Annotated in this window: 20 protein-coding genes and 2 riboswitches; of the genes, 9 read left to right on the top strand and 11 right to left on the bottom strand. The window is 68.1% G+C overall.

The window, feature by feature from the left end:
- The first annotated feature begins 66 nt into the window (after positions 1-66).
- Entirely contained in the window at positions 67-972 is a 906-nt protein-coding gene (locus ASC92_RS08220; RefSeq protein ID WP_056513093.1) for a LysR family transcriptional regulator, read from the top strand.
- On the opposite strand, the gene ASC92_RS08225 is transcribed toward ASC92_RS08220, so the two are convergent.
- Entirely contained in the window at positions 969-1,766 is a 798-nt protein-coding gene (locus tag ASC92_RS08225) for an SDR family oxidoreductase (RefSeq protein WP_056513096.1), read from the bottom strand. The two genes, ASC92_RS08220 and ASC92_RS08225, sit on opposite strands and share 4 nt — an antisense overlap.
- A gap of 98 nt (positions 1,767-1,864) precedes the next feature.
- Here ASC92_RS08225 and ASC92_RS08230 point away from each other — a divergent pair, with 98 nt between their 5' ends.
- On the top strand, positions 1,865-2,701 hold the full coding sequence (locus ASC92_RS08230; protein WP_056513099.1) for a creatininase family protein: 837 nt from the start codon (positions 1,865-1,867) through the stop codon (positions 2,699-2,701).
- Between the two features lie 9 nt (positions 2,702-2,710).
- On the opposite strand, the gene ASC92_RS08235 is transcribed toward ASC92_RS08230, so the two are convergent.
- From ASC92_RS08235 to ASC92_RS08275, 9 genes are read right to left on the bottom strand one after another with little or no spacing between them, the layout of a single operon-like run.
- Positions 2,711-3,682: a threonine dehydratase gene (locus tag ASC92_RS08235; protein ID WP_056513329.1), complete on the bottom strand. Its 972-nt coding sequence runs from the start codon at positions 3,680-3,682 to the stop codon at positions 2,711-2,713.
- A 12-nt stretch (positions 3,683-3,694) separates the two neighbouring features.
- Positions 3,695-4,327 carry a LysE family translocator gene (locus tag ASC92_RS08240; RefSeq protein WP_056513104.1) on the bottom strand — a complete coding sequence of 211 codons (633 nt, stop codon included), beginning with the start codon at positions 4,325-4,327 and terminating at the stop codon, positions 3,695-3,697.
- Between the two features lie 2 nt (positions 4,328-4,329).
- The gene (locus ASC92_RS08245) at positions 4,330-5,022 is read right to left on the bottom strand and encodes a VOC family protein (protein WP_056513107.1); all 693 of its coding nucleotides are present in this window, start codon (positions 5,020-5,022) and stop codon (positions 4,330-4,332) included.
- A 26-nt stretch (positions 5,023-5,048) separates the two neighbouring features.
- On the bottom strand, positions 5,049-5,972 hold the full coding sequence (locus tag ASC92_RS08250; protein ID WP_200935957.1) for a PhzF family phenazine biosynthesis protein: 924 nt from the start codon (positions 5,970-5,972) through the stop codon (positions 5,049-5,051).
- A gap of 5 nt (positions 5,973-5,977) precedes the next feature.
- Positions 5,978-6,619: a glutathione S-transferase family protein gene (locus tag ASC92_RS08255; protein WP_056513113.1), complete on the bottom strand. Its 642-nt coding sequence runs from the start codon at positions 6,617-6,619 to the stop codon at positions 5,978-5,980.
- Between the two features lie 14 nt (positions 6,620-6,633).
- Complete coding sequence (locus ASC92_RS08260; RefSeq protein ID WP_056513116.1) at positions 6,634-7,281, bottom strand: LysE family translocator; 648 nt, start codon at positions 7,279-7,281, stop codon at positions 6,634-6,636.
- A gap of 14 nt (positions 7,282-7,295) precedes the next feature.
- Positions 7,296-8,498 (bottom strand): PLP-dependent aminotransferase family protein, encoded by a 1,203-nt coding sequence (locus ASC92_RS08265; RefSeq protein WP_056513117.1) that lies wholly within the window; start codon positions 8,496-8,498, stop codon positions 7,296-7,298.
- On the bottom strand, positions 8,495-9,574 hold the full coding sequence (locus tag ASC92_RS08270) for a DMT family transporter (RefSeq protein ID WP_235505731.1): 1,080 nt from the start codon (positions 9,572-9,574) through the stop codon (positions 8,495-8,497). The genes ASC92_RS08265 and ASC92_RS08270 overlap by 4 nt, the downstream gene beginning before the upstream one ends.
- Positions 9,571-10,170, bottom strand: a complete 600-nt coding sequence (locus tag ASC92_RS08275) for a LysE family translocator (protein WP_056513120.1) — start codon at positions 10,168-10,170, stop codon at positions 9,571-9,573. Before ASC92_RS08275 ends, ASC92_RS08270 begins: the two co-directional genes overlap by 4 nt.
- A 113-nt stretch (positions 10,171-10,283) precedes the next feature.
- Here ASC92_RS08275 and ASC92_RS08280 point away from each other — a divergent pair, with 113 nt between their 5' ends.
- The 3 genes from ASC92_RS08280 to ASC92_RS08290 all read left to right on the top strand — a co-directional run bounded on the left by ASC92_RS08280 (position 10,284) and on the right by ASC92_RS08290 (position 13,897).
- On the top strand, positions 10,284-11,726 hold the full coding sequence (locus tag ASC92_RS08280; protein ID WP_056513123.1) for a PLP-dependent aminotransferase family protein: 1,443 nt from the start codon (positions 10,284-10,286) through the stop codon (positions 11,724-11,726).
- An 80-nt stretch (positions 11,727-11,806) separates the two neighbouring features.
- A complete protein-coding gene (locus tag ASC92_RS08285; RefSeq protein WP_056513125.1) occupies positions 11,807-12,571 on the top strand; it encodes a PhaM family polyhydroxyalkanoate granule multifunctional regulatory protein in 765 nt (254 codons plus the stop codon).
- Positions 12,572-12,616: 45 nt separating this feature from the next.
- Complete coding sequence (locus tag ASC92_RS08290; protein ID WP_007838952.1) at positions 12,617-13,897, top strand: FIST C-terminal domain-containing protein; 1,281 nt, start codon at positions 12,617-12,619, stop codon at positions 13,895-13,897.
- A gap of 6 nt (positions 13,898-13,903) precedes the next feature.
- Here ASC92_RS08290 and ASC92_RS08295 read toward each other — a convergent pair whose 3' ends face one another.
- The gene (locus tag ASC92_RS08295) at positions 13,904-15,205 is read right to left on the bottom strand and encodes a D-amino acid dehydrogenase (protein ID WP_056513128.1); all 1,302 of its coding nucleotides are present in this window, start codon (positions 15,203-15,205) and stop codon (positions 13,904-13,906) included.
- Between the two features lie 91 nt (positions 15,206-15,296).
- Positions 15,297-15,402: riboswitch (glycine riboswitch) on the bottom strand.
- Between the two features lie 32 nt (positions 15,403-15,434).
- Positions 15,435-15,525: riboswitch (glycine riboswitch) on the bottom strand.
- A 113-nt stretch (positions 15,526-15,638) separates the two neighbouring features.
- Here ASC92_RS08295 and rfbB point away from each other — a divergent pair.
- The 4 genes from rfbB to rfbC are packed head-to-tail and all read left to right on the top strand — an operon-like array spanning position 15,639 to position 19,058.
- Positions 15,639-16,709: a dTDP-glucose 4,6-dehydratase gene (gene rfbB / locus ASC92_RS08300; RefSeq protein ID WP_056513131.1), complete on the top strand. Its 1,071-nt coding sequence runs from the start codon at positions 15,639-15,641 to the stop codon at positions 16,707-16,709.
- On the top strand, positions 16,706-17,596 hold the full coding sequence (rfbD, locus tag ASC92_RS08305; protein WP_056513134.1) for a dTDP-4-dehydrorhamnose reductase: 891 nt from the start codon (positions 16,706-16,708) through the stop codon (positions 17,594-17,596). The genes rfbB and rfbD overlap by 4 nt, the downstream gene beginning before the upstream one ends.
- Before the next feature lie 20 nt (positions 17,597-17,616).
- On the top strand, positions 17,617-18,513 hold the full coding sequence (gene rfbA / locus ASC92_RS08310) for a glucose-1-phosphate thymidylyltransferase RfbA (RefSeq protein WP_056513137.1): 897 nt from the start codon (positions 17,617-17,619) through the stop codon (positions 18,511-18,513).
- A complete protein-coding gene (gene rfbC, locus ASC92_RS08315) occupies positions 18,510-19,058 on the top strand; it encodes a dTDP-4-dehydrorhamnose 3,5-epimerase (protein WP_056513140.1) in 549 nt (182 codons plus the stop codon). The genes rfbA and rfbC overlap by 4 nt, the downstream gene beginning before the upstream one ends.
- Positions 19,059-19,132 lie beyond the last annotated feature (74 nt).

Consider the following 19,132-nt stretch of genomic DNA (forward strand, 5'->3'; position numbering starts at 1 on the left):
CGATGCCTGAACTGTAGGATCGCAAGGCTGATTTGATAAGCTGGCTTGAATCAGCAACACTTTCAAATGAAGATTGAAAATCTTTCCGACCTGCGGGTGCTGGTGCAGACAGCGCGCGGCGGCACGCTCACGGCGGCGGCGCATGCGCTGGGCATCACGCCCGCGGCCGCCAGCGCCACGCTCAAGCGGCTGGAGGCCCAGCTCGGCGCGCGCCTGTTCGAGCGCTCCACGCGCGCCATGCGTCTCACGCCGCAGGGGCAGACGCTGCTCGACTACGCGGTGCGCGCCTTCGAGCTGCTGGACGAGGGCGAGTCGCTGGTCACAGCCGACCGCGGCGATCTGGTCGGCACCTTGCGCGTGGCATCGCCCTCGGACCTCACGCGCAGCACGCTGCTGCCGTGGTTCGACGAGTTCCTGGCGCTGCACCCCGGCGTGCAGCTCTCGCTGTCGGTCGGCGACCGCCCGCTGGACGTGATGCGCGACGAGGTCGACGTGGCGTTGCGCTACGGTGCGCTGGCCGATTCGCGGCTGGTGGCGCGGCCCTTCGCGCTGACCAACCCGGTGCTCACGGCTTCACCGGCCTACCTGCGCCGCCATCCCGCGCCGAAGGTGCCGCAAGACCTGGTGCACCACAACTGCCTGGTCTTCAACCGCTCGGGGCGCCGCCACCGCGTCTGGCGTTTCGCGCAGAACGGCCAGTGGACCGAAGTGCGCGTGAACGGCAACCGCAGCGTGGACGACGCCTCGCTCGCGCGCGAGTGGACGGTGGCGGGCTATGGCATGTCGCTCAAGTCTGCGCTCGACGTGCGCAACGACATCCGCGAAGGCCGCCTCGTGCGCCTGCTGCCCGACTGGGAGACGGAGTCGTACCCGCTGCACGCGCTGCTGCCGAGCGGGCGCTTCGTGCCCGCGCGCGTGCGGGCGTTCGTCGATTTCCTGGCGCTGAAGTTCGAGGCGCTGACGGCCGCTTAGATCATCGGCGTCACCGCGCCGTCCATCGCCACGATGGCGCCCGTCACATAGCTCGCCTTCGGCGACGCCAGGTACACCACCGTGTTGGCGATTTCTTCTGGCGTCGCGATGCGCCCCAGCGGCAGGCGTGCCTTGGCGCGCGCCAGCGCCTCATCGGTGCCGATGCCCTGCAGCTTCGCGTCGGCCTTCATGCCTTCCTGCAGCCGTTCGGTCAGCGTGAGCCCCGGGTTCACCGCGTTCACGCGCACGCCCTTGGCGGCATAGGCCGCGGCCATGCCGGCGCTCACCAGCATCAGTGCCGCATTGGCCGCGCCGCCGGCCATGTGCACCGGGCTCGCGACCTTGCCGCCCTGGCCGATCACGTTGACGATGGCGCCGCGGCCGCGCTGGCCCATGCGCTTCACCACCGGGTCGATCATGTGGATGTAGGTGAAGTATTTCGCGTCCATCGCGTCGTGCCACGACGCGGCCGTCAGTTCGTCGGGCGGGGTGCGGCGCGCGGCGCCGGCCGAGTTGACGAGCACGTCGACCGCACCGAACACCTGCTCCGCCGCATCGAGCGCGGCCACGGCGCCGGCCGGGTCCTTGAGGTCGGCCGCATGCACCGAGATCCGGCCTTCGGCCTGCGCGAAGGCATCCACCAGCGTCCTGCGGCCCTGTTCCAGATTGGCGATGTCGCGCGACACGAGGCTCACGCGCGCGCCTTCGCGCAGGAAGCCCAGCGCGCACGCCAGGCCGATGCCCTTGCTGCCGCCGGTGACGAGAACGTGCTGGTCCTGGAGCTGGAGGTCCATGAAAGAGTCCTTGGTGAATGGGATGCCGGCGATTGAATCACCGCTGCGAAACCCCCTGCACGGATGCGGGCGCGCGCGGCCCGGCCTAAGATCGCGTGATGAACGCTCCCCAGGCCCCTTCGCCGTTGCTCCCCCGCTTCTGGTCCCAGCTCACCACGCGCGATTTCGCGGCACTCGATGCGGCGGCCACGGTCGCGGTGCTGCCGCTGGGCGCGACCGAGCAGCACGGGCCGCACCTGCCGCTGGGCGTAGACACGGTGCTGGCCGACGGCATCGTCGCCGCGTCGCTGCCGCTGCTGCCGGCCGAACTGCCGGTGCTGTTCCTGCCGACTCAGCAGATCGGCTTGAGCCCCGAGCACGCGCGCTTCGCGGGCACGCTCACGCTGTCGGCCGAAACCTTGATTCGCGTGTGGAACGAGATCGGCGCCGGCGTGGCGCGCGCCGGCGTGAAGAAGCTGGTGCTGTTCAACGCCCACGGCGGGCACGTCGGCGCGATGGACATCGTGGCGCGCGAGCTGCGCGCGGCGCACGGGCTCATCGTCTACAGCGTGAACTGGTTCAACCTGCCGCTGGGCGACGCGGGCGCGCAGTTCAGTGCAAAGGAGCATCGCTTCGGCGTGCATGCGGGCGAGATCGAAACCTCGATGATGCTGGCGCTCGCGCCGCAACTGGTGCGCATGGGCGAAGCGCGAGACTTCCGCTCGACCTCGGAGCAGCGCGCGGCCGGCTACGCGATCCTGGGCAACGGCAAGAGCGCCAAGCTCGGCTGGGCCATGGAGGACTACAACGCCCACGGCGCCGCCGGCAACGCGGCGGCCGCCACGGCGGAACATGGCCAGGCGGTGATCGATGCGGCTGCGCAGCAACTGGCGCTGCTGCTGGCGGAGGTGTCGCGCCTGCCGCTGGACACGGCCAACACCGGTCCGCTGCCCTGACCCGCCGTACTACGAAGCGCTGCGCCCCAGCACGCCCGCGAACATGCCGGAATCGACATTGCCGCCGCTCACGCTGATGCCCACCGTCTTGCCGCGCCAGCGCTCCTGCTGCTGAAGCGCGCCCGCGAGCGCCGCGGCGCCCGCGCCCTCGGCCACGTTGTGCGTGTCGCTGAAGAGGATGCGCATGGCCTCGGCGATCTCGTCGTCGGTGACGGTGATGACGTCGTCGGCCTCGCGCAGGATCACCTCGACCGATTCGGGCACAGGCGTGCGGCAGGCCATGCCGTCGGCCAGCCGCGTGGTGACGGGCGACTCGACGGGCTTGCCGGCGCGGAAGGAATCGCGGTAGGCCGTGGCATGCGCCGACACCACGCCGATGAGCTTCGTCGACGCGCCGCAATGCGCCCGCGCCGCCGCTGCCGCGGCAAAGCCGGAGCCCAGGCCGATGGGCACGAACAACACGTCGGGCGGCGTGCCCGACAGCGCGTCGAAGAACTCCACATACGCGGTCGACACGCCGCGCACCAGCTCGCGGTGGAACGAGGGCACGCGGTGCAGGCCGTCGCGCTCGGCCAGAACGGCCGCGTGTTCGGAGGCGGCCTGGAAGTCGTCGCCATGCTCGACCAGCGTGACGCCGAGCGCGCGCATCGCGGCGTTCTTCTCGCTCGAGTTGCCGTGCGGCACCACGATGGTCGCGGCCAGCCCGTGGCGCCGCGTGGCGAAGCCGACCGACTGGCCGTGGTTGCCGCGCGTGGCGCTGATGGCGTGGCGCACCCCGGGCTGCTCGCGCGCCAGGGTTTCGAAGTAGGTCAGGCCGCCGCGGATCTTGAAGGCACCGGCCGGCGTGTGGTTCTCGTGCTTGGCCCACACGGTGGCGCCGAGGCGCTGCGAGAGCAGTGGCCAGGCGTATTGCGGCGTGGGCGGCATGGCCGCATGTACGGTGCGCTGTGCGGCTTCGATTTCTTCGCGGGTGAACCTCATCGGATGTTCCATCTACCTGCGTTCGGTGAGCGCGACGCGCACGGCCAGGGCAGCGAGCACGCTGCCCATGATGTAGCGCTGCGCACGCAGCCAGCCGGCGCTTTGGGACAGCACGGCCGTGATGCTCGCGGCGCCGACGATCATCATCGCGTTGACCGCCGCGCTGGCGGTCATCTGCGCAACGCCGAGCTGCATGCTCTGCAGCAGCACCGAACCGCGCTCGGGGTGAATGAACTGCGGAAAGAACGAAAGGTAGAACATCGCCACCTTCGGGTTCAGCAGGTTCGTGAGAAAGCCCATGCGGAATAGCCTGGCTGGCGGATCGGCCGGCAGCACACGCGCCTCGAAAGGTGCATTGCCGCCAGGCCTGACCGCTTGCCACGCGAGCCACAGCAGGTAGGCCGCGCCCGCGATGCGGATCGCGTCGAACGCGAGCGGCACAGCCAGCAGCAGCGCGGTGAGCCCGAGCGCCGCCGCGAACAGGTGCGCCAGGAAGGCCAGCAGCACGCCGCCCAGCGAGATGAGCCCGGCGCGGCGGCCCTGGATCAGCGTGCGCGAGACGCAATAGATCATGTTCGGCCCCGGCGTGAGTGCCAGCAGCAGCGAGGCGAGGGCGAACCAGGCGATTTCGGGGAGGCTCAGCATGCTCAGAGTCCTTGGGATTCGAGGGTGACGGGGCCGCGCGGCGTGTCGAGCACGGCGGCGAGATTGGGCGGACCTGCCTCGATGGCCATGCCGGTCATGCCGATGGCCGACAGGGCGGCTGCCAGCGCGGGCGCACGCGGGTGCACGGCACGCAGCGCGCGCATGGAGAGACCCGACTTCGGCATCGAGTCGGTCGGATGCACCGGCCCCCACTGAATCAGCGTGGGCAGCGCGCCGTAGAACAGCCGCTGGCCGTCGTCGCGCACGGTGATCTGCCATTCGAGCCGGCCGGCGGGCGTGTCGCGCGAGGCTTCGAGCAACTGGCCGCGGTCGATGTGCGCGTGGTCTTCGCGCGCCAGGGCACGCGTTGCCGAAAGCGCATCGGGCACGCGGGCGACGAAATGGATCAGCCGCGGTCCGTGTCGCGCGAGCCCGGCCTGCAGCGCGGCATCGTCGAGGTCGAACCAGCGGTGCGTCTTGGGACGCGAGGGCTGCTTGCCCGGCTCGATCGCGATGATCTCCGCATAGGCCGCAGGAAAGGCATCGCTCGCGATGTTCAGCAGGCGGTTGTGCGTGCCCATCAGCGGATGCGAGCCGCCCGGCCCCGGCGTAACGCCCAGCGTGGCTTCGCACCACGCCACGCCCTCGGCGAGCGAGGCGGCGGCAATCACGAGGTGGTCGAGCTGCGCGTGCATGGTGCTGCGACGTTTCCCGCCGGGGTTCAGAGCGTGACGTGGCCGTCGATGCAGGTCACGGCATCGCCGCCGACCCAGATCTTTCCCTCGGCGTCGCGCTCGATGTGGACGCGGCCCGCGCGGCCGAGGCACTGGCCCTGCGCGGCGAGGTAGCGCTCGGGCATGTGGCCGTCGGCGATCAGCCATTCGGCCAGGCTCGCGTTGAGGCTGCCGGTGACCGGGTCTTCCTGCACGCCGATCGGTTCGGCGAAGGCGCGAACTTCCAGGTCGATCTTCGCGCCGTCGTCGTAAGCGGCCGCCGGGCGGTTGCCGAAGGCGCGCGCCTCGCGGTTCGAACGGCCGATCAGCGGCGAGGTGTCGAGCGCGGCGGGCACGCCGGCCACACCCGCCTTCACGCCCAGCTCCTTGAGCATGCGGTGATCGGGCGTGAGCGCCAGCACGGCGTCGGCATCGTTGACCAGCAGGCCGAACCAGACCGGGCCGTTGTCGAGCACCTGCGCCGCGATGATCTGCTGCGCCTTCAGGCCCAGCGCGCCGGCCACCTTGGCCAGCAGCGCGGGGCTCGGGGCGCTGCGCTTGAGCGGCGGCGCGGCGAAGGCCAGGCGGCTGCCTTCACGGCGCAGCGGCACGAGGCCGGCGCCGCACTGCTGCACCACCAAGCCCGCGGTCTTCGGCTTACCGCCGGCCTGCAGCCACGCATGGCAGCTGCCGATGGTCGGGTGGCCGGCGAACGGCAGCTCGCCGCCGGGCGTGAAGATGCGCACGCGGTAGTCGGCGCCCGGGTCGGTGGGCGGCAGCAGGAAGGTGGTTTCGGACAGGTTGGTCCACTGCGCGAAGCGCTGCATCGCGGCGTCGTCGAGGTCCGTGCCGTCGATGACGACGGCGAGCGGATTGCCACGATAGGCCGTGGCGGTGAAGACGTCGACTTGCTTGAAGGGGCGGGATTTCATCGGGTTCATTCGAGGGGAAGGTCGAGCACGCCGCGCGTGCCCGGTCGGGAGAGCAGCGTTTCATACCAGCGCTCGACGTTGGGCCACGTCGGCCGGCGGTATTCGGCAGCCGGCAGGCCGAACCAGCGGTGCGCCTCGCAGCCGATGGGGATGTCGGCCATGGTGAAGCGCTCGCCGGCCATGTATGGCTGGCGCGCGAGGTGCGCGTCGAGCATCGCGAACAGCGCCTCGCTGGCGCGCACCGAGTCGTCGATGAGTGTCAGCTGGCGCTCCGACGGCGGTGTGCGCACCCATTGCACGAAGGCGTCGCGGCTCGCGCGGTTGAGCGTGGTCTGCTGCCAGTCCATCCAGCGCTCGGCGTCGAAGCGCGCGGGCAGTTCGCTCGGGTAGAGGGTGCCGTGCGAATGCTTCGCGCAAAGGTAGCGCACGATCACGTTCGACTCCCACAGCGTCACGCGCTCGGCGCCTTCGCCGTCGTCGATGGTGGGCACCATCGCATTCGGGTTGAGCGCGAGGTATTCGGGCGTCTGCACCACGCCGAACCTGCCGCCGGCCTCGGTGCGCTGGAAGTCGAGCCCGAGCTCCTGTGCGCACCACACCACCTTGCGGACGTTGATCGAACTGATGCGGCCCCAGATGTTGAGCATGGTCGGGTTTTCTTTCAGCGGGGTGAAGGTCGGTCGAGGAAGAGCAGGCGCACGGCCAGCCCCAGCATCACGGCGGCCAGCAGGCCGCTCTGGAACGGTGCCGCACCGGGGCGGCTGTGCAGCCAGCGGCCGACCTGGCCGCTGCATGCGCCCAGCAGCGTGTTGAAGGCCAGCGCGGCCATCGACAGCACCACGCCGAGCTGCACCAGCTGCAGCGGCACGCTGCCGCGCGCCGGGTCGACGAACTGCGGCAGGAACACCATGAAGAACAGCAGCGCCTTCGGATTGACGAGGTTGTTCAGCAGCGCCATGCGCACGATGCGCCCGAACCCGGCCGGCTGCGCCTGCGCGCCGATGCGAAGGCCGCCGCCGCTACCAAAATGACGAAGAGCCTGCACCGCCAGCCACACCAGGTACAGCGCGCCCGCATAGCGCAGCACGTCGAACGAGGGCGGCCACGCAGCCACCAGCGCGGTGACGCCGGTGGCGGCGAAGAGCGTGTGCACGAGGTCGGCCGCCGAGATGCCGAGGGCCGCCGCAAAGCCGCCGCGCGGGCCGTGGGCCACGCCGTGCGAGAGCACGAAGGCCATGTTCGGGCCGGGCGACAGGAACAGCGCCAGTACCGCGAGCAGGAAGAGCGAGAGCGTTGCGAGGCCGATCAAGGGAGGCTCCTGGCTCAGGCCTGCGCGACCGCGAGCTGTTTGTTGCCGAGCAGCGCCAGCTCTTCGCGCAGCGTCTGCGCCAGCGCGGCAATGGCTACGTCGATTTCCTCCACGCTGGCCGTCACGAACGACAGGCGCAGCGTGCGCGGATCGCCTTCGCCCGCGTAGAACGGCGCGCCGGGCACGAAGGCCACGTTGCGCTCCACCGCCTTGGGCAGCAGCGTGACGGTGTCGACGCCCTCGGGCAGCCGCGCCCACAGGAACATGCCGCCCTTGGGTGCGTTGAACTTCACGTCCAGGCCCTTCATCTCGCGCGTGAGCGCGGCGATCATCGCGTCACGCTGGCGCTTGTAGAGGGCGCGGATGGTGGGCACATGGCGGTCGAGGAATTTGTCCTTCATCACGGCCGAGACCATGCGCTGCGTGAAGATCGGCGTGTGCAGGTCGACAGCCTGCTTGGCCTGCAGCAGCTTCGGGTAGATGGACTTCGGCGCCACCAGGAAGCCCAGGCGCAGGCCGGGCGCCAGCACCTTCGAGAACGAGCCCAGGTAGATCACGCCCTCGGGGTTGCGCGCGGCCAGCGGCAGCGGCGGGGCTTCGTCGAACCAGAGTTCGCCGTAGGGGTTGTCCTCGACGATGGGCAGGCCCGCTGCGCCGGCGGCCGCCGACACGGCGGCACGGCGCTCCTCGGTCATGGTGCGGCCGGTGGGGTTCTGGAAGTTGGGCAGCAGGTAGACAAAACGTGCATCCTTGGCTTTCGCCACGAGGTCTTCGACCACCACGCCGTCGTCGTCGCTGGCCACGCCCACCGGGTGCGGCTCCATCGGGCCGAAGGCCTGCAGCGCGCCGAGGTACGTGGGCGTCTCGACCAGCACCTTGCTGCCCGGATCGATCAGCACCTTGGCCACGAGGTCGAGGCCCTGCTGCGAGCCGGTGGTGATGAGCACCTGCGAGGCATCGACGTCCCAGGGCAGCATGTCGGCTACGGCCTGGCGCAGCGGCGCGTAGCCTTCGCTGGCGGCGTACTGCAGGGCGGCCTGGCCGTCGTTGTGCAGCACTTCGGCGCAGGCGTCGGCGAAGGCCTGGATCGGGAAGGTCTTGGGCGAGGGCAGGCCGCCGGCCAGGCTGATGATGCCGGGGCGCTCGGTGACCTTGAGGATTTCACGCAGCACCGAAGGATTCATCTTGGCGGCGCGGGCGGCGAGTTTCCAGTTCATGGCTTTCTTCTTTCAGGCGGTGGGGTGAGATTCGAATCAGGGGCGCAGGCGGGCCGGAGCTCAGTCCGGCTGGATGTCGCCACGGTACACGACATGGATTTTGTTGCGGTCCGGGTCGCGCTGGTAGGCGCCGTAATAGCCATGGCCATAGCGTGGGCGGGGGGCGGCGCGGCCTGCGGTTGCGAGAGGCGCTTGCCGATGACCACCGTGGCCACCACCGCGATGGCGAAGCCCAGCGTCACCACGTCGAGCGGCTCACCCAGCACCGGGATCGACGCGAGGATCGACAGGAAGGGCTGCAGCAGCTGCGTCTGGCTCACGCGCAGCGCGCCGCCGAGGGCGAGGCCGCGGTACCAGGCGAAGAAGCCGATCCACATCGAGAACATGCCGAGGTAGACGAAACCCACCCAGGCCGACGCCGCGACGGGCTGCCGTGGCCACAGGGCCAGCGCGGCCGGCAGCGTGAAAGGCAGCGCCATCACGCAGACCCAGCAGATCACGCGCTCGGCACCCAGAGAGGGTGTGACCTGCGCGCCGTAGATGTAGCCGAAGGAGGCGGCGATGACCGCGCCCACCAGCAGCAGGTCGGCCCATTCGAAACCGAAGCCATGGCCGGTCTGGCTCGCGCGCAGCACCGAGAACGCCACCACCAGCAGGCTGCCCGCAGCGGCGCAGAGCCAGAAGCCGAGCCGCGCGCGCTGGTGCAGCACCCAGGCCGCGACGGCGGCCGTGACCAGCGGCAGCAGCGCGGTCACCACCGCCGCGTGGCTGGCCGTGACCACGCGCAACGCGTAGGCCAGCAGCAGCGGGTAGCCGATCACGTTGCCCAGCACCGCCATGCCCAGCGGCTTCCATTGGTGCGCGGCGGGCCTTGGCGAGCGCGTTGCCAGCAGGAAGATGGCCGACAGCACGCCGGCCAGCGCCGCACGCCCGAGCGTGACGAACCACGGCGACAGCTGCGGCGCGTCCTGCGAGCCGGTGGCCAGGCGCGTCATGGGCAGCGTGACGGCGAACATCGCGACGCCGACGACGCCGAGCCACATGCCCAGCGTCTCGTCCTTCATGGCGAGCTTCATACGCTCACCATCCACCAGGCGGTGAGCACCAGCACCAGACCCATCGCGCGGTTGAACCACAGCAGCCGCGAACCCTTGGCGAGCCATTCGCGCAGCAGTGCGCCGACCAGCGCATAGGCGAAATTGCTCGTGAAGGCATAGATGAGCATCACCGGCGCGACGATGGCGAAGCGGCCGAGGGCGTCGGGTTGGCCGGCGATCCAGCCTGCCACCAGCGTGAGCGCGAGCAGCCAGGCCTTGATGTTGACGAACTGCAGCATCACGCCCTGCCCGAAGCCGACCGACAGGCTTGCCCCGTCGGCCTTGCCGAGCGTGGCGCTGCCGCTGAGCTTGTACGCGAGCCACAGCAGGTAGCCGATGCCCAGCCCCTTGATGGCCAGGCGCAGCGAAGGCATGGCCACCACCAGGGCGCCGAGGCCGGCGGCGCACAGCGCCAGCAGCAGGGTCCAGCCGACGGGCACTGCGACCACGAAACGCATGGCGCGCGGCAGGCCGCCGTTGGCCGCCAGGGCGGTGGAGAGCGTGGTGTTGGGACCGGGCGAGAAGCTCATCGCCGTGGCCAGCACCAGCAGCGCGGTGAATTCTTGCCAGTTCATGGCACACACTCTAAACTTGCGACCATTACAGTTCCGGTACAGATGATCGAACAATCAGGCAATCTGTATTGGCAACTCCTTCGACACAGAAGCCGGCATGGCCCGGAAAACGCATGCTGACACGCACTTCCACACAGTCGCTGACGGGGCAATTGGCCGACCGCTTGGCCGAGCGCATCCGCACCCGCCTGCTGCCGCCCGGCGCCCGCCTGCCCTCGGTGCGTGAATGCGCGCGGCAGCAGGGCGTGAGCCCGTATACCGTCGTCGCCGCCTATGACCAGTTGCTGGCGCAGGGCCTCGTCGAAGCCCGCCGGCAGCGCGGCTTCTACGTGCGCGATTCGCCACCGGTACAGGACGCCCGCTCGGGCAAAGGCGTGGAAGCCGGTGCGAGCGGCATGCCCGCGGCGATGGCCGTGCAGATGATGGCCTCGCGCATACCGGCCGATGCGAGTTCGCTGATCCGCAGCATGTTCCACCGCCCGAGCGACAAGCCGCAGCCGGGCATGGGCGTGTTCCCGCCGGACTGGATGGCGTCGACCTTCATGCCCACTGCCGTGCGGCGCATGACCAGTACAGCCGCCTTGCAGGAGCTGTCGCTCCAGTACGGCGAGCCGGCCGGCGACATGAGCCTGCGGCGCAGCCTCTCGCAGAAGCTGGTGGGCATCAACGTGCCGGCGTCGCCCGAACAGATCGTGACCACCATCGGCGCCACGCATGCGCTGGACATCGTGAGCCGCACGCTGCTGCGCGCGGGCGATCCGGTGATGGTCGAGGAGCCGGGCTGGGCGCTGGAGTTCGCGCGGCTGGAGGCGCTGGGCATGCGCATCCTGCCGGTGCCGCGGCGCGCCGACGGACCCGACCTGGAGGTGATGGCGCAGTACTGCAAGCTGCACAGCCCCAAGCTGTTCGTCAGCGTGAGCGTGCTGCACAACCCGACCGGCTACAGCCTCACGCCGGGCAGCGCGCACCGCGTGCTCAAGCTGGCGAACGAGCACGACTTCCACATCGTCGAGGACGACACCTACAGCCACCTCGCGCCCGAGCACGCCACGCGGCTCAGCGCGCTCGACGGACTGCAGCGCACCATCTACGTGAGCGGCTTCGCCAAGATCCTGGCGCCCAACTGGCGCATCGGCTTCCTGGCCGCGCCGCCCGCGCTGAAGGAGCGGCTGCTCGAGACCAAGCTGCTGGCCACGCTGACCTCGCCCACACTGTTCGAGCGGGCCTTGTCGTGGTGCATCGACCAGGGGCAGTTGCGCCGGCACTCGGAGCGCGTGCGCATCCGGCTCGACGGCGCACGCGGCCGCGCCGTGAAGCTCGCGATGTCGCATGGCTGCACCTTCGCCTCGGAGCCCGCGGGGCTGTTCGGCTGGGTCGATACGGGCGTGGACACCGACGCGCTCACGCAGCGCATGCTCGACCAGGGCTACCTGCTGGCGCCGGGCTCGCTGTTCCATGCGCGCCGCCCGCCGAGCACGATGATGCGGATCAACTTCGCGACCTCGCAGGACGCGGCCTTCTGGAAGGTCTTCAGCAAGGTTCGAAGCGAACTCTGACGGTGACCAAAAGGCCGAAAAAGGCCGGGGGCTTGGAGTAAGCTGGCAACACAAGAAAACCCACCCAGGAGACCTCCCGCATGAGCAACGCCAGCAAGCCCTTCGACTTCAGCCAGTTCGTCCCCGGATTCGACTTCCTGAAGAACCTCGCCGGCGGCGCCGCGGCGGGCCCTGGTGCCGGTTCGGTGCCGGGAATTCCGAGCCTTGCGAGCTGGGTGGCGCCCACGCTGAGCGTGGAAGAAGTCGACAAGCGCATCCAGGAACTCAAGACCGTGCAGTACTGGCTCGAACAGAACGGCCATGCCCTCAAGGCCACCATCCAGGCGCTCGAAGTGCAGAAGATGACCTTGTCGACGCTGCGCGGCATGAACGTACGGATGGAAGACATCGCCAACGCGTTCACCAAGCAGGCAGCCGCGATGGCGCCAGCCTCCGCCCACGCTTCGGCGGCCCCGGAGCCCGAAACCGAAGAGGTCGAAGATGGGGACGAAGACGGGGACGAAGTGCCCCAGGAGGAAGCTCCCGCGCCGAAGAAGTCGCACAGCAGGCCGGCTTCGGCCAAGGCGAAGACCGCGGCGGCCGATGGCGCCGGCGTGGTCGACCCCATGCAGTGGTGGGGCTCGCTCACCGAGCAGTTCCAGCAGATCGCAAGCTCGGCGCTGCAGGACGCGGCGCAGCTGAAGGTGCCGGCCATGGCCCAGCCTTTGGCCGACGCCGTCGACAAGGTCATGGGCAAGCCGGCCGCGGCTGCCCGCAAGCCCGCAGCGGCCAAGAAGGCCGCAGCACCGGCCGCAAAGAAAAGGACGTCGACCACCGCCCGCAAGCGAACCTCCGGCCGGCGTTGACGTCATACACATTCATTCGTTGAAGAGAACGGGTTGGCACGCACCATGAAGTTGTTTCCCTCCGGCCATGCCACCCATCCGCAATGGCGTATGGCGGCCGGCCTCGTGCTGGCCCAGCTGCGCGCACAGATGGCCTTGCCCGACTACGCGTCTTCGCCGACGCTCGGGCTGCTCTACATCACCGACCACTATGCGAGCGAGGCGCAGGACATCCTCGACCATTTGAGCGCGGAGCTGCCCGAAGTGACCGACTGGTCGGGCACGGTCGGCGTCGGCGTGTCGGCCAACAACGCCGAGTATTTCGACGAGCCCGGGCTGAGCCTGATGCTCTGTGCCCTGCCTAGCGACCAATACCGCGTGTTCTCGGGCGTGGCGCCGCTGGGCAATTCCGAGATGAGCGGCTTCGAGGCGCACACGGCGCTGGTGCATGCCGACCCGGCCACGCCCGACCTTGCCGAGCTGATCGCCGAGATGGCAGGGCGCACGAACACGGGCTATCTGTTCGGCGGCTTGTCTTCGGGGCGTGGCAGCGCGCTGCAGTTCGCGGTCGGCGGCAACGGCAACATCCGCGGGCACGGGGCTGCGGGCGGGGTGTTCTCGGGTGGCCTGTCGGGCGTGGTTTTCGGCGAGGGCGTGCGGCTTGTGTCGCGCGTCACGCAGGGCTGCCAGCCACTGCGATCGGGGGCGGCGCGCGAGCGCGAGATCACCGAGGCCGACGGCAACCTGCTGCTGAAGCTCGACGGCGAGCCGGCGCTCGACGTGCTGCTGGCCGACCTGCAGGTGTCGCTCGAGCGGCCGCAGGAGGCCATCGACGCAGTGCGCAACACGCTGGTCGGCCTGGCCGACGCGGGCAGCGACGGCATCCGCCGCACCGGTGACCTGGGCGCCGACGTGCTGGTGCGCCACATCATCGGACTGGACCCGACGCGCCGCGGCATCGCGATCGCCGATGTGGCAGAGGCCGGCATGCGGCTGAGCTTTTGCCGCCGCAATGCGCAGGCCGCGCGTGCCGACCTGATGCGCATCTGCGCCGAAATCCGCGAGGAACTGGAGCCCGAAGAGCAGACGCTGGCCACCGCGCGCGCCGTGGCGGCGGGCGAGGCCGAGGCGGCGCCGCATCCGGCGCGGCGCATCGCGGGGGCGGTGTACGTCAGCTGTTCCGGGCGCGGCGGCCCGCACTTCGGCGCGCCGGGTGCGGAACTGCAGATCGTGCGGCACGCGCTGGGCGACGTGCCGCTGGTGGGGTTCTTCGCGGCGGGCGAGATCGCTCGCCACCATCTGTATGGCTACACCGGCGTGCTGACGGTGTTCGCCAGCAACGACTGACTGCGATCAGGCCGGCTGCAGCGCGCGCGGCGCGGGCGCGGGCATGCCGGTGAACGCGAAATCGACCTCAGGCGCCAATCCGCTCACGATGCGCGCGATCGACTTGCCCGAGCCGCAGGCATGCGTCCAGCCGAGCGTGCCGTGGCCTGTGTTGAGGAACAGGTTCGGCAACTTGGTCTTGCCGATCAGCGGCACGTTGCTCGGCGTCGCGGGACGCAGGCCGGTCCAGAACTGCGCCTGCGTGGTGTCGCCGGCGCCGGGGAACAGCTCTTCCACGCGGCGCACGATGGCTTCGCAGCGCACGCGGTTCAGGTCCCGGTCGTAGCCGTTGAGCTCGGCCGTGCCGGCGATGCGCAGGCGGTCGCCCGACTCGGACGTGTAGCGCGAGAACACAAGCTTGAATTCGTCGTCCGTCAGCGAGACCTGGTGCGCCTTCGAGGCGTCCTTCACGGGCAGCGTCACCGAGTAGCCCTTGGCGGGATAGATCGGCAGGCGGATGCCCAGCGGCGCGGCGTACAGCGGGCTCAGGGAGCCCATCGCCAGCACGAAGGCGTCGCCGCGGATGCGCTGGAAGCGGCCTTCGCTGTCGGTGGCTTCGACGTGGTCGATGCTGCCGCCGGTCTCGCGCAGCGCGGTCACGGTGTGGCTCATCAGGAACCTGACGCCCGCTGCAGTGGCCAGGCCCACCAGTTCGCGCGCGAAGCGGTTGGCGTCACCGGACTCGTCCTCGGCCGTGTAGGTGGCGCCGGCCAGCTTCGGGCGGATGTGGGCAAGGGCGGGCTCGATCTTCACGGCTTCGTCGGCCGAGATGACCTGGCGCTCGCAGCCCAGGGCGCGCATCTGCTCGGCGGGCGCGAGGGCGCCGTCGAACTCTTTCTGCGTCGTGTAGAAGTGCAGGATGCCCTGCGTGCGCTGGTCGTAGTTCAGGCCGGTGTCGCGGCGCAACTGTTGCAACATCGAGCGGCTGTATGTGCCAAGACGCACGATCTGCTCGATGTTGTGGCGGGTGCGCGCCGGCGTGCATTCGCGCAGGAACTGCAGGCCCCAGAGCCACTGGCGCATGTCGGCGCGGATGCGGAAGAGCAGCGGGGCGTCTTCCTTGCCCAGCCACTGCAGCACCTTGAGCGGCGCGCTGGGATTGGCCCAGGGTTCGGCATGGCTGACCGAGATCTGCCCGCCGTTGGCGAAGCTGGTTTCGGCGGCCGGGGTGGCCTGCCGGTCGATCACGGTCACTTCGTGGCCGAGTTGCTGGAGGTAGTAAGCCGAGGTCACGCCGAGCAGGCCGGCGCCAAGAACGATCACGCGCATTTCAAGTACCTTTGAGGTTGCAGCGCTTGAGCGGTGGGCGTGGTGTGCTATTGAATCAATAGCGAGCAACCGGACGACCGCCGTCCAAGTTGCCGCTCCCCCTGTCCTCGGTACCTGAGAGATTCACCCGCTGCGCCCGCAGCGGGTTTGCTCCTTCGGTGCGCCACATGGCGTGGCGGCTCTCCAGACGGCGTTTCAGTTGGTGCAGTACAGACCCCTTGCCGAAATTTCGAGAACTTCGTTGGGCCGACCTGAGCGTTTATGGGAGTTTGCGCCTTCGGTAGGGCCACCGGGGTGGCCCGCTCTCCTGCAGTTCGGCGATTGTAGGCGGAGCCCGCGTGACTACCAACCTGTGACTTTCGCCCATATGAGCGATGGGATAATCATTCGTTAATCAGCCGTACCGAACTTCTCACAACATTCAGGGGACCCCATGATCCTGGTAACTGGCGGCGCCGGCTTCATCGGCGCCAATTTCGTACTCGACTGGATCGCCAAAAGCGACGAGCCGGTCGTGAACCTCGACAAGCTGACCTACGCAGGCAATCTTGAGACGCTCGCATCGCTCAAGGACAACCCGAAGCACATCTTCGTGCAGGGCGACATCGGCGACAGCGCGTTGCTCGACCGCCTGCTGGCCGAGCACAAGCCGCGTGCCGTGGTCAACTTCGCGGCCGAATCGCATGTGGACCGCTCCATCCACGGCCCTGAAGATTTCGTGCAGACCAATGTGCTCGGCACCTTCCGCCTGCTCGAATCCGTGCGCGGCTTCTGGAGCGCGCTGCCGGCCGAACAGAAAGCCGCCTTCCGCTTCCTGCACGTGTCGACCGACGAGGTCTACGGCTCGCTCTCCAAGACCGATCCGGCCTTCACCGAAGAAAACAAGTACGAACCCAACAGCCCGTACTCGGCCAGCAAGGCCGCCAGCGACCACCTCGTGCGCGCCTGGCACCACACCTACGGCCTGCCGGTGGTCACCACCAACTGCTCGAACAACTATGGCCCGTTCCATTTCCCCGAGAAGCTGATCCCGTTGATGATCGTCAACGCGCTGGCCGGCAAGAGCCTGCCTGTGTACGGCGACGGCATGCAGGTGCGCGACTGGCTCTATGTGAAGGATCACTGCAGCGCCATCCGCCGCGTGCTCGAAGCCGGCAGGCTGGGCGAGACCTACAACGTCGGCGGCTGGAACGAGAAGCCCAACATCGAGATCGTCAACACCGTGTGTGCGCTGCTCGACGAGCTGCGCCCGCGTGCGGACGGCAAGCCGTACAAGGAGCAGATCACCTACGTCACGGACCGTCCGGGCCATGACCGCCGCTACGCCATCGACGCGCGCAAGCTCGAGCGCGAACTCGGCTGGAAGCCTGCCGAAACCTTCGACACCGGCATCCGCAAGACCGTCGAGTGGTATCTCGCCAATGGCGAATGGGTGCGCAACGTGCAAAGCGGCGCCTACCGCGAGTGGGTCGAAAAGCAATACGACGCGAAGGCCGCGGCATGAAGTTGCTGCTGCTGGGCAAGGGTGGACAGGTCGGCTGGGAACTGCAGCGCAGCCTTGCGCCGCTGGGGGAACTGGTCGCGCTCGATTTCGACAGCACCGATTTCAACGCCGACTTCAGCCGCCCCGAGCAACTGGCCGAGACGGTGCTGAAGATTCGCCCCGACGTGATCGTCAATGCCGCGGCGCACACGGCGGTCGACAAGGCCGAGAGCGAGCCCGATTTCGCGCGCAAGCTCAACGCAACCTCGCCCGGCGTGGTGGCCGAGGCCGCCCGGCAGATCGGGGCGTTGATGGTGCACTACTCGACCGACTACGTCTTCGACGGCAGCGGCACCAGGCCCTGGAAAGAAGGCGACGCGACCGGCCCGCTCAGCGTGTACGGACAGACCAAGCTCGAAGGCGAGCAACTGGTGGCGCAGAACTGCCCAAACCATCTGATCTTTCGCACCAGCTGGGTGTACGCGGCGCGCGGCGGCAACTTCGCCAAGACCATGCTGCGGCTGGCCAAGGAGCGCGAGAAGCTGACCGTCATCGACGATCAGTTCGGCGCGCCGACCGGAGCCGAGTTGCTGGCCGACGTGACGGCACATGCCATTCGAGCCACGCTGCAGGATCCGGCGAAGGCCGGTCTCTATCACGCGATTGCCGGTGGCGAGACGACGTGGCACGGCTACGCGCGTTTTGTGCTCGAACTGGCGCAGCAGGCCGGCGTCGAACTCAAGGCCGGGCCACAGGCCGTTGAGGCGGTGCCCACCAGCGCCTTTCCGACTCCGGCGAAGCGCCCGCACAACTCCCGGCTCGACACCTCCAAGCTGCAGACCACTTTCGGCCTGCGCCTGCCGCCTTGGCAGGAAGGCGTTGCGCGCATGCTGCGCGAGATTCTTTGATTTTCACGAGAAAAAAGTACATGACCAAGACGACGCAACGCAAAGGCATCATCCTGGCCGGTGGTTCGGGCACTCGCTTGCACCCGGCCACATTGGCCATGAGCAAACAGCTCCTGCCGGTGTACGACAAGCCGATGATCTATTACCCCCTGAGCACGCTGATGCTCGGCGGTATGCGCGACATCCTGATCATCAGTACGACGCAGGATACGCCGCGGTTCCAGCAGTTGCTGGGGGATGGGAGCCAGTGGGGGATCAATCTGCAGTATGCGGTGCAGCCCAGTCCAGATGGGCTGGCTCAGGCCTTCATCATTGGCGACAAGTTCGTGGGCAATGATCCAAGTGCGCTGGTGCTTGGAGACAACCTCTTCTATGGGCACGACTTTGCGCACCTGCTCGCTGATGCGGATGCGAAGCAGTCGGGCGCCACCGTGTTCGCCTACCACGTGCATGATCCTGAGCGCTACGGCGTGGTCGCGTTCGATGCCGAGGGCAGAGCCAGCAGCATCGAGGAAAAGCCGCTGAAGCCGAAGAGCAGTTATGCAGTAACCGGGTTGTACTTCTATGACAACCAGGTCGTCGAGATCGCCAAGGCTGTGAAACCGAGCGCGCGCGGCGAACTCGAGATCACCGCCGTCAATCAGGCTTATCTCGGCCTCGGTCAACTCAATGTACAAATCATGCAGCGCGGCTATGCATGGTTGGACACTGGTACCCATGACAGTTTGCTCGAGGCTGGGCAGTTCATCGCGACGCTCGAGCACCGCCAAGGGCTGAAGATCGCCTGTCCCGAAGAGATCGCCTGGCGCAATGGTTTCATAACGACCGAGCAGCTTGCGAAGCTTGCCTCTCCTCTCGAGAAGAGCGGGTATGGCAAATATTTGAAGCACCTGTTGAGCGAAGAGGTGCGCTCTTGAAAGCCACACCAACCGAAATTCCCGACGTGCTCGTGATTGAACCCAAGGTGTTTGGTGACGCACGAGGATTTTTCTTCGAGAGCTTCAATCAAAAAGCATTCGATCAGGCCGTCGGCAAACATATTGACTTCGTCCAGGACAATCATTCGCGCTCGGTCAAGGGGGTTCTGAGAGGCCTGCATTACCAGCTTCAACAGCCTCAAGGGAAGCTGGTGCGCGTTGTGAAAGGGGCGGTGTTCGATGTGGCCGTCGACATCCGCAAGTCTTCACCGAGCTTTGGCAAATGGGTCGGTGTCGAATTGAGCGAAAACAACCACAAGCAACTGTGGGTGCCGGCCGGATTCGCGCACGCCTTTCTGGTACTGAGTGAGACGGCCGAGTTTCTTTACAAGACGACGGACTACTACGCACCAGCGCACGAGCGTTGTATTGCTTGGAACGATGCAGCGCTGGGTATCGCCTGGCCCGAAATTGGAATGTCGCCGCAGTTGTCGGCAAAGGATGCCGCGGGGTCTTCGCTGGGCAAGGCGGACCTGTTTCCATGATCCCATTCGGACGTGGAAGCGCACCGAGCCGCACGGACTTATCTAGGAAAGTTGTTGATCGAAGGCAACTGTCG

The organism is Variovorax sp. Root411, from assembly GCF_001425205.1.
Classification (GTDB): domain Bacteria; phylum Pseudomonadota; class Gammaproteobacteria; order Burkholderiales; family Burkholderiaceae_C; genus Variovorax.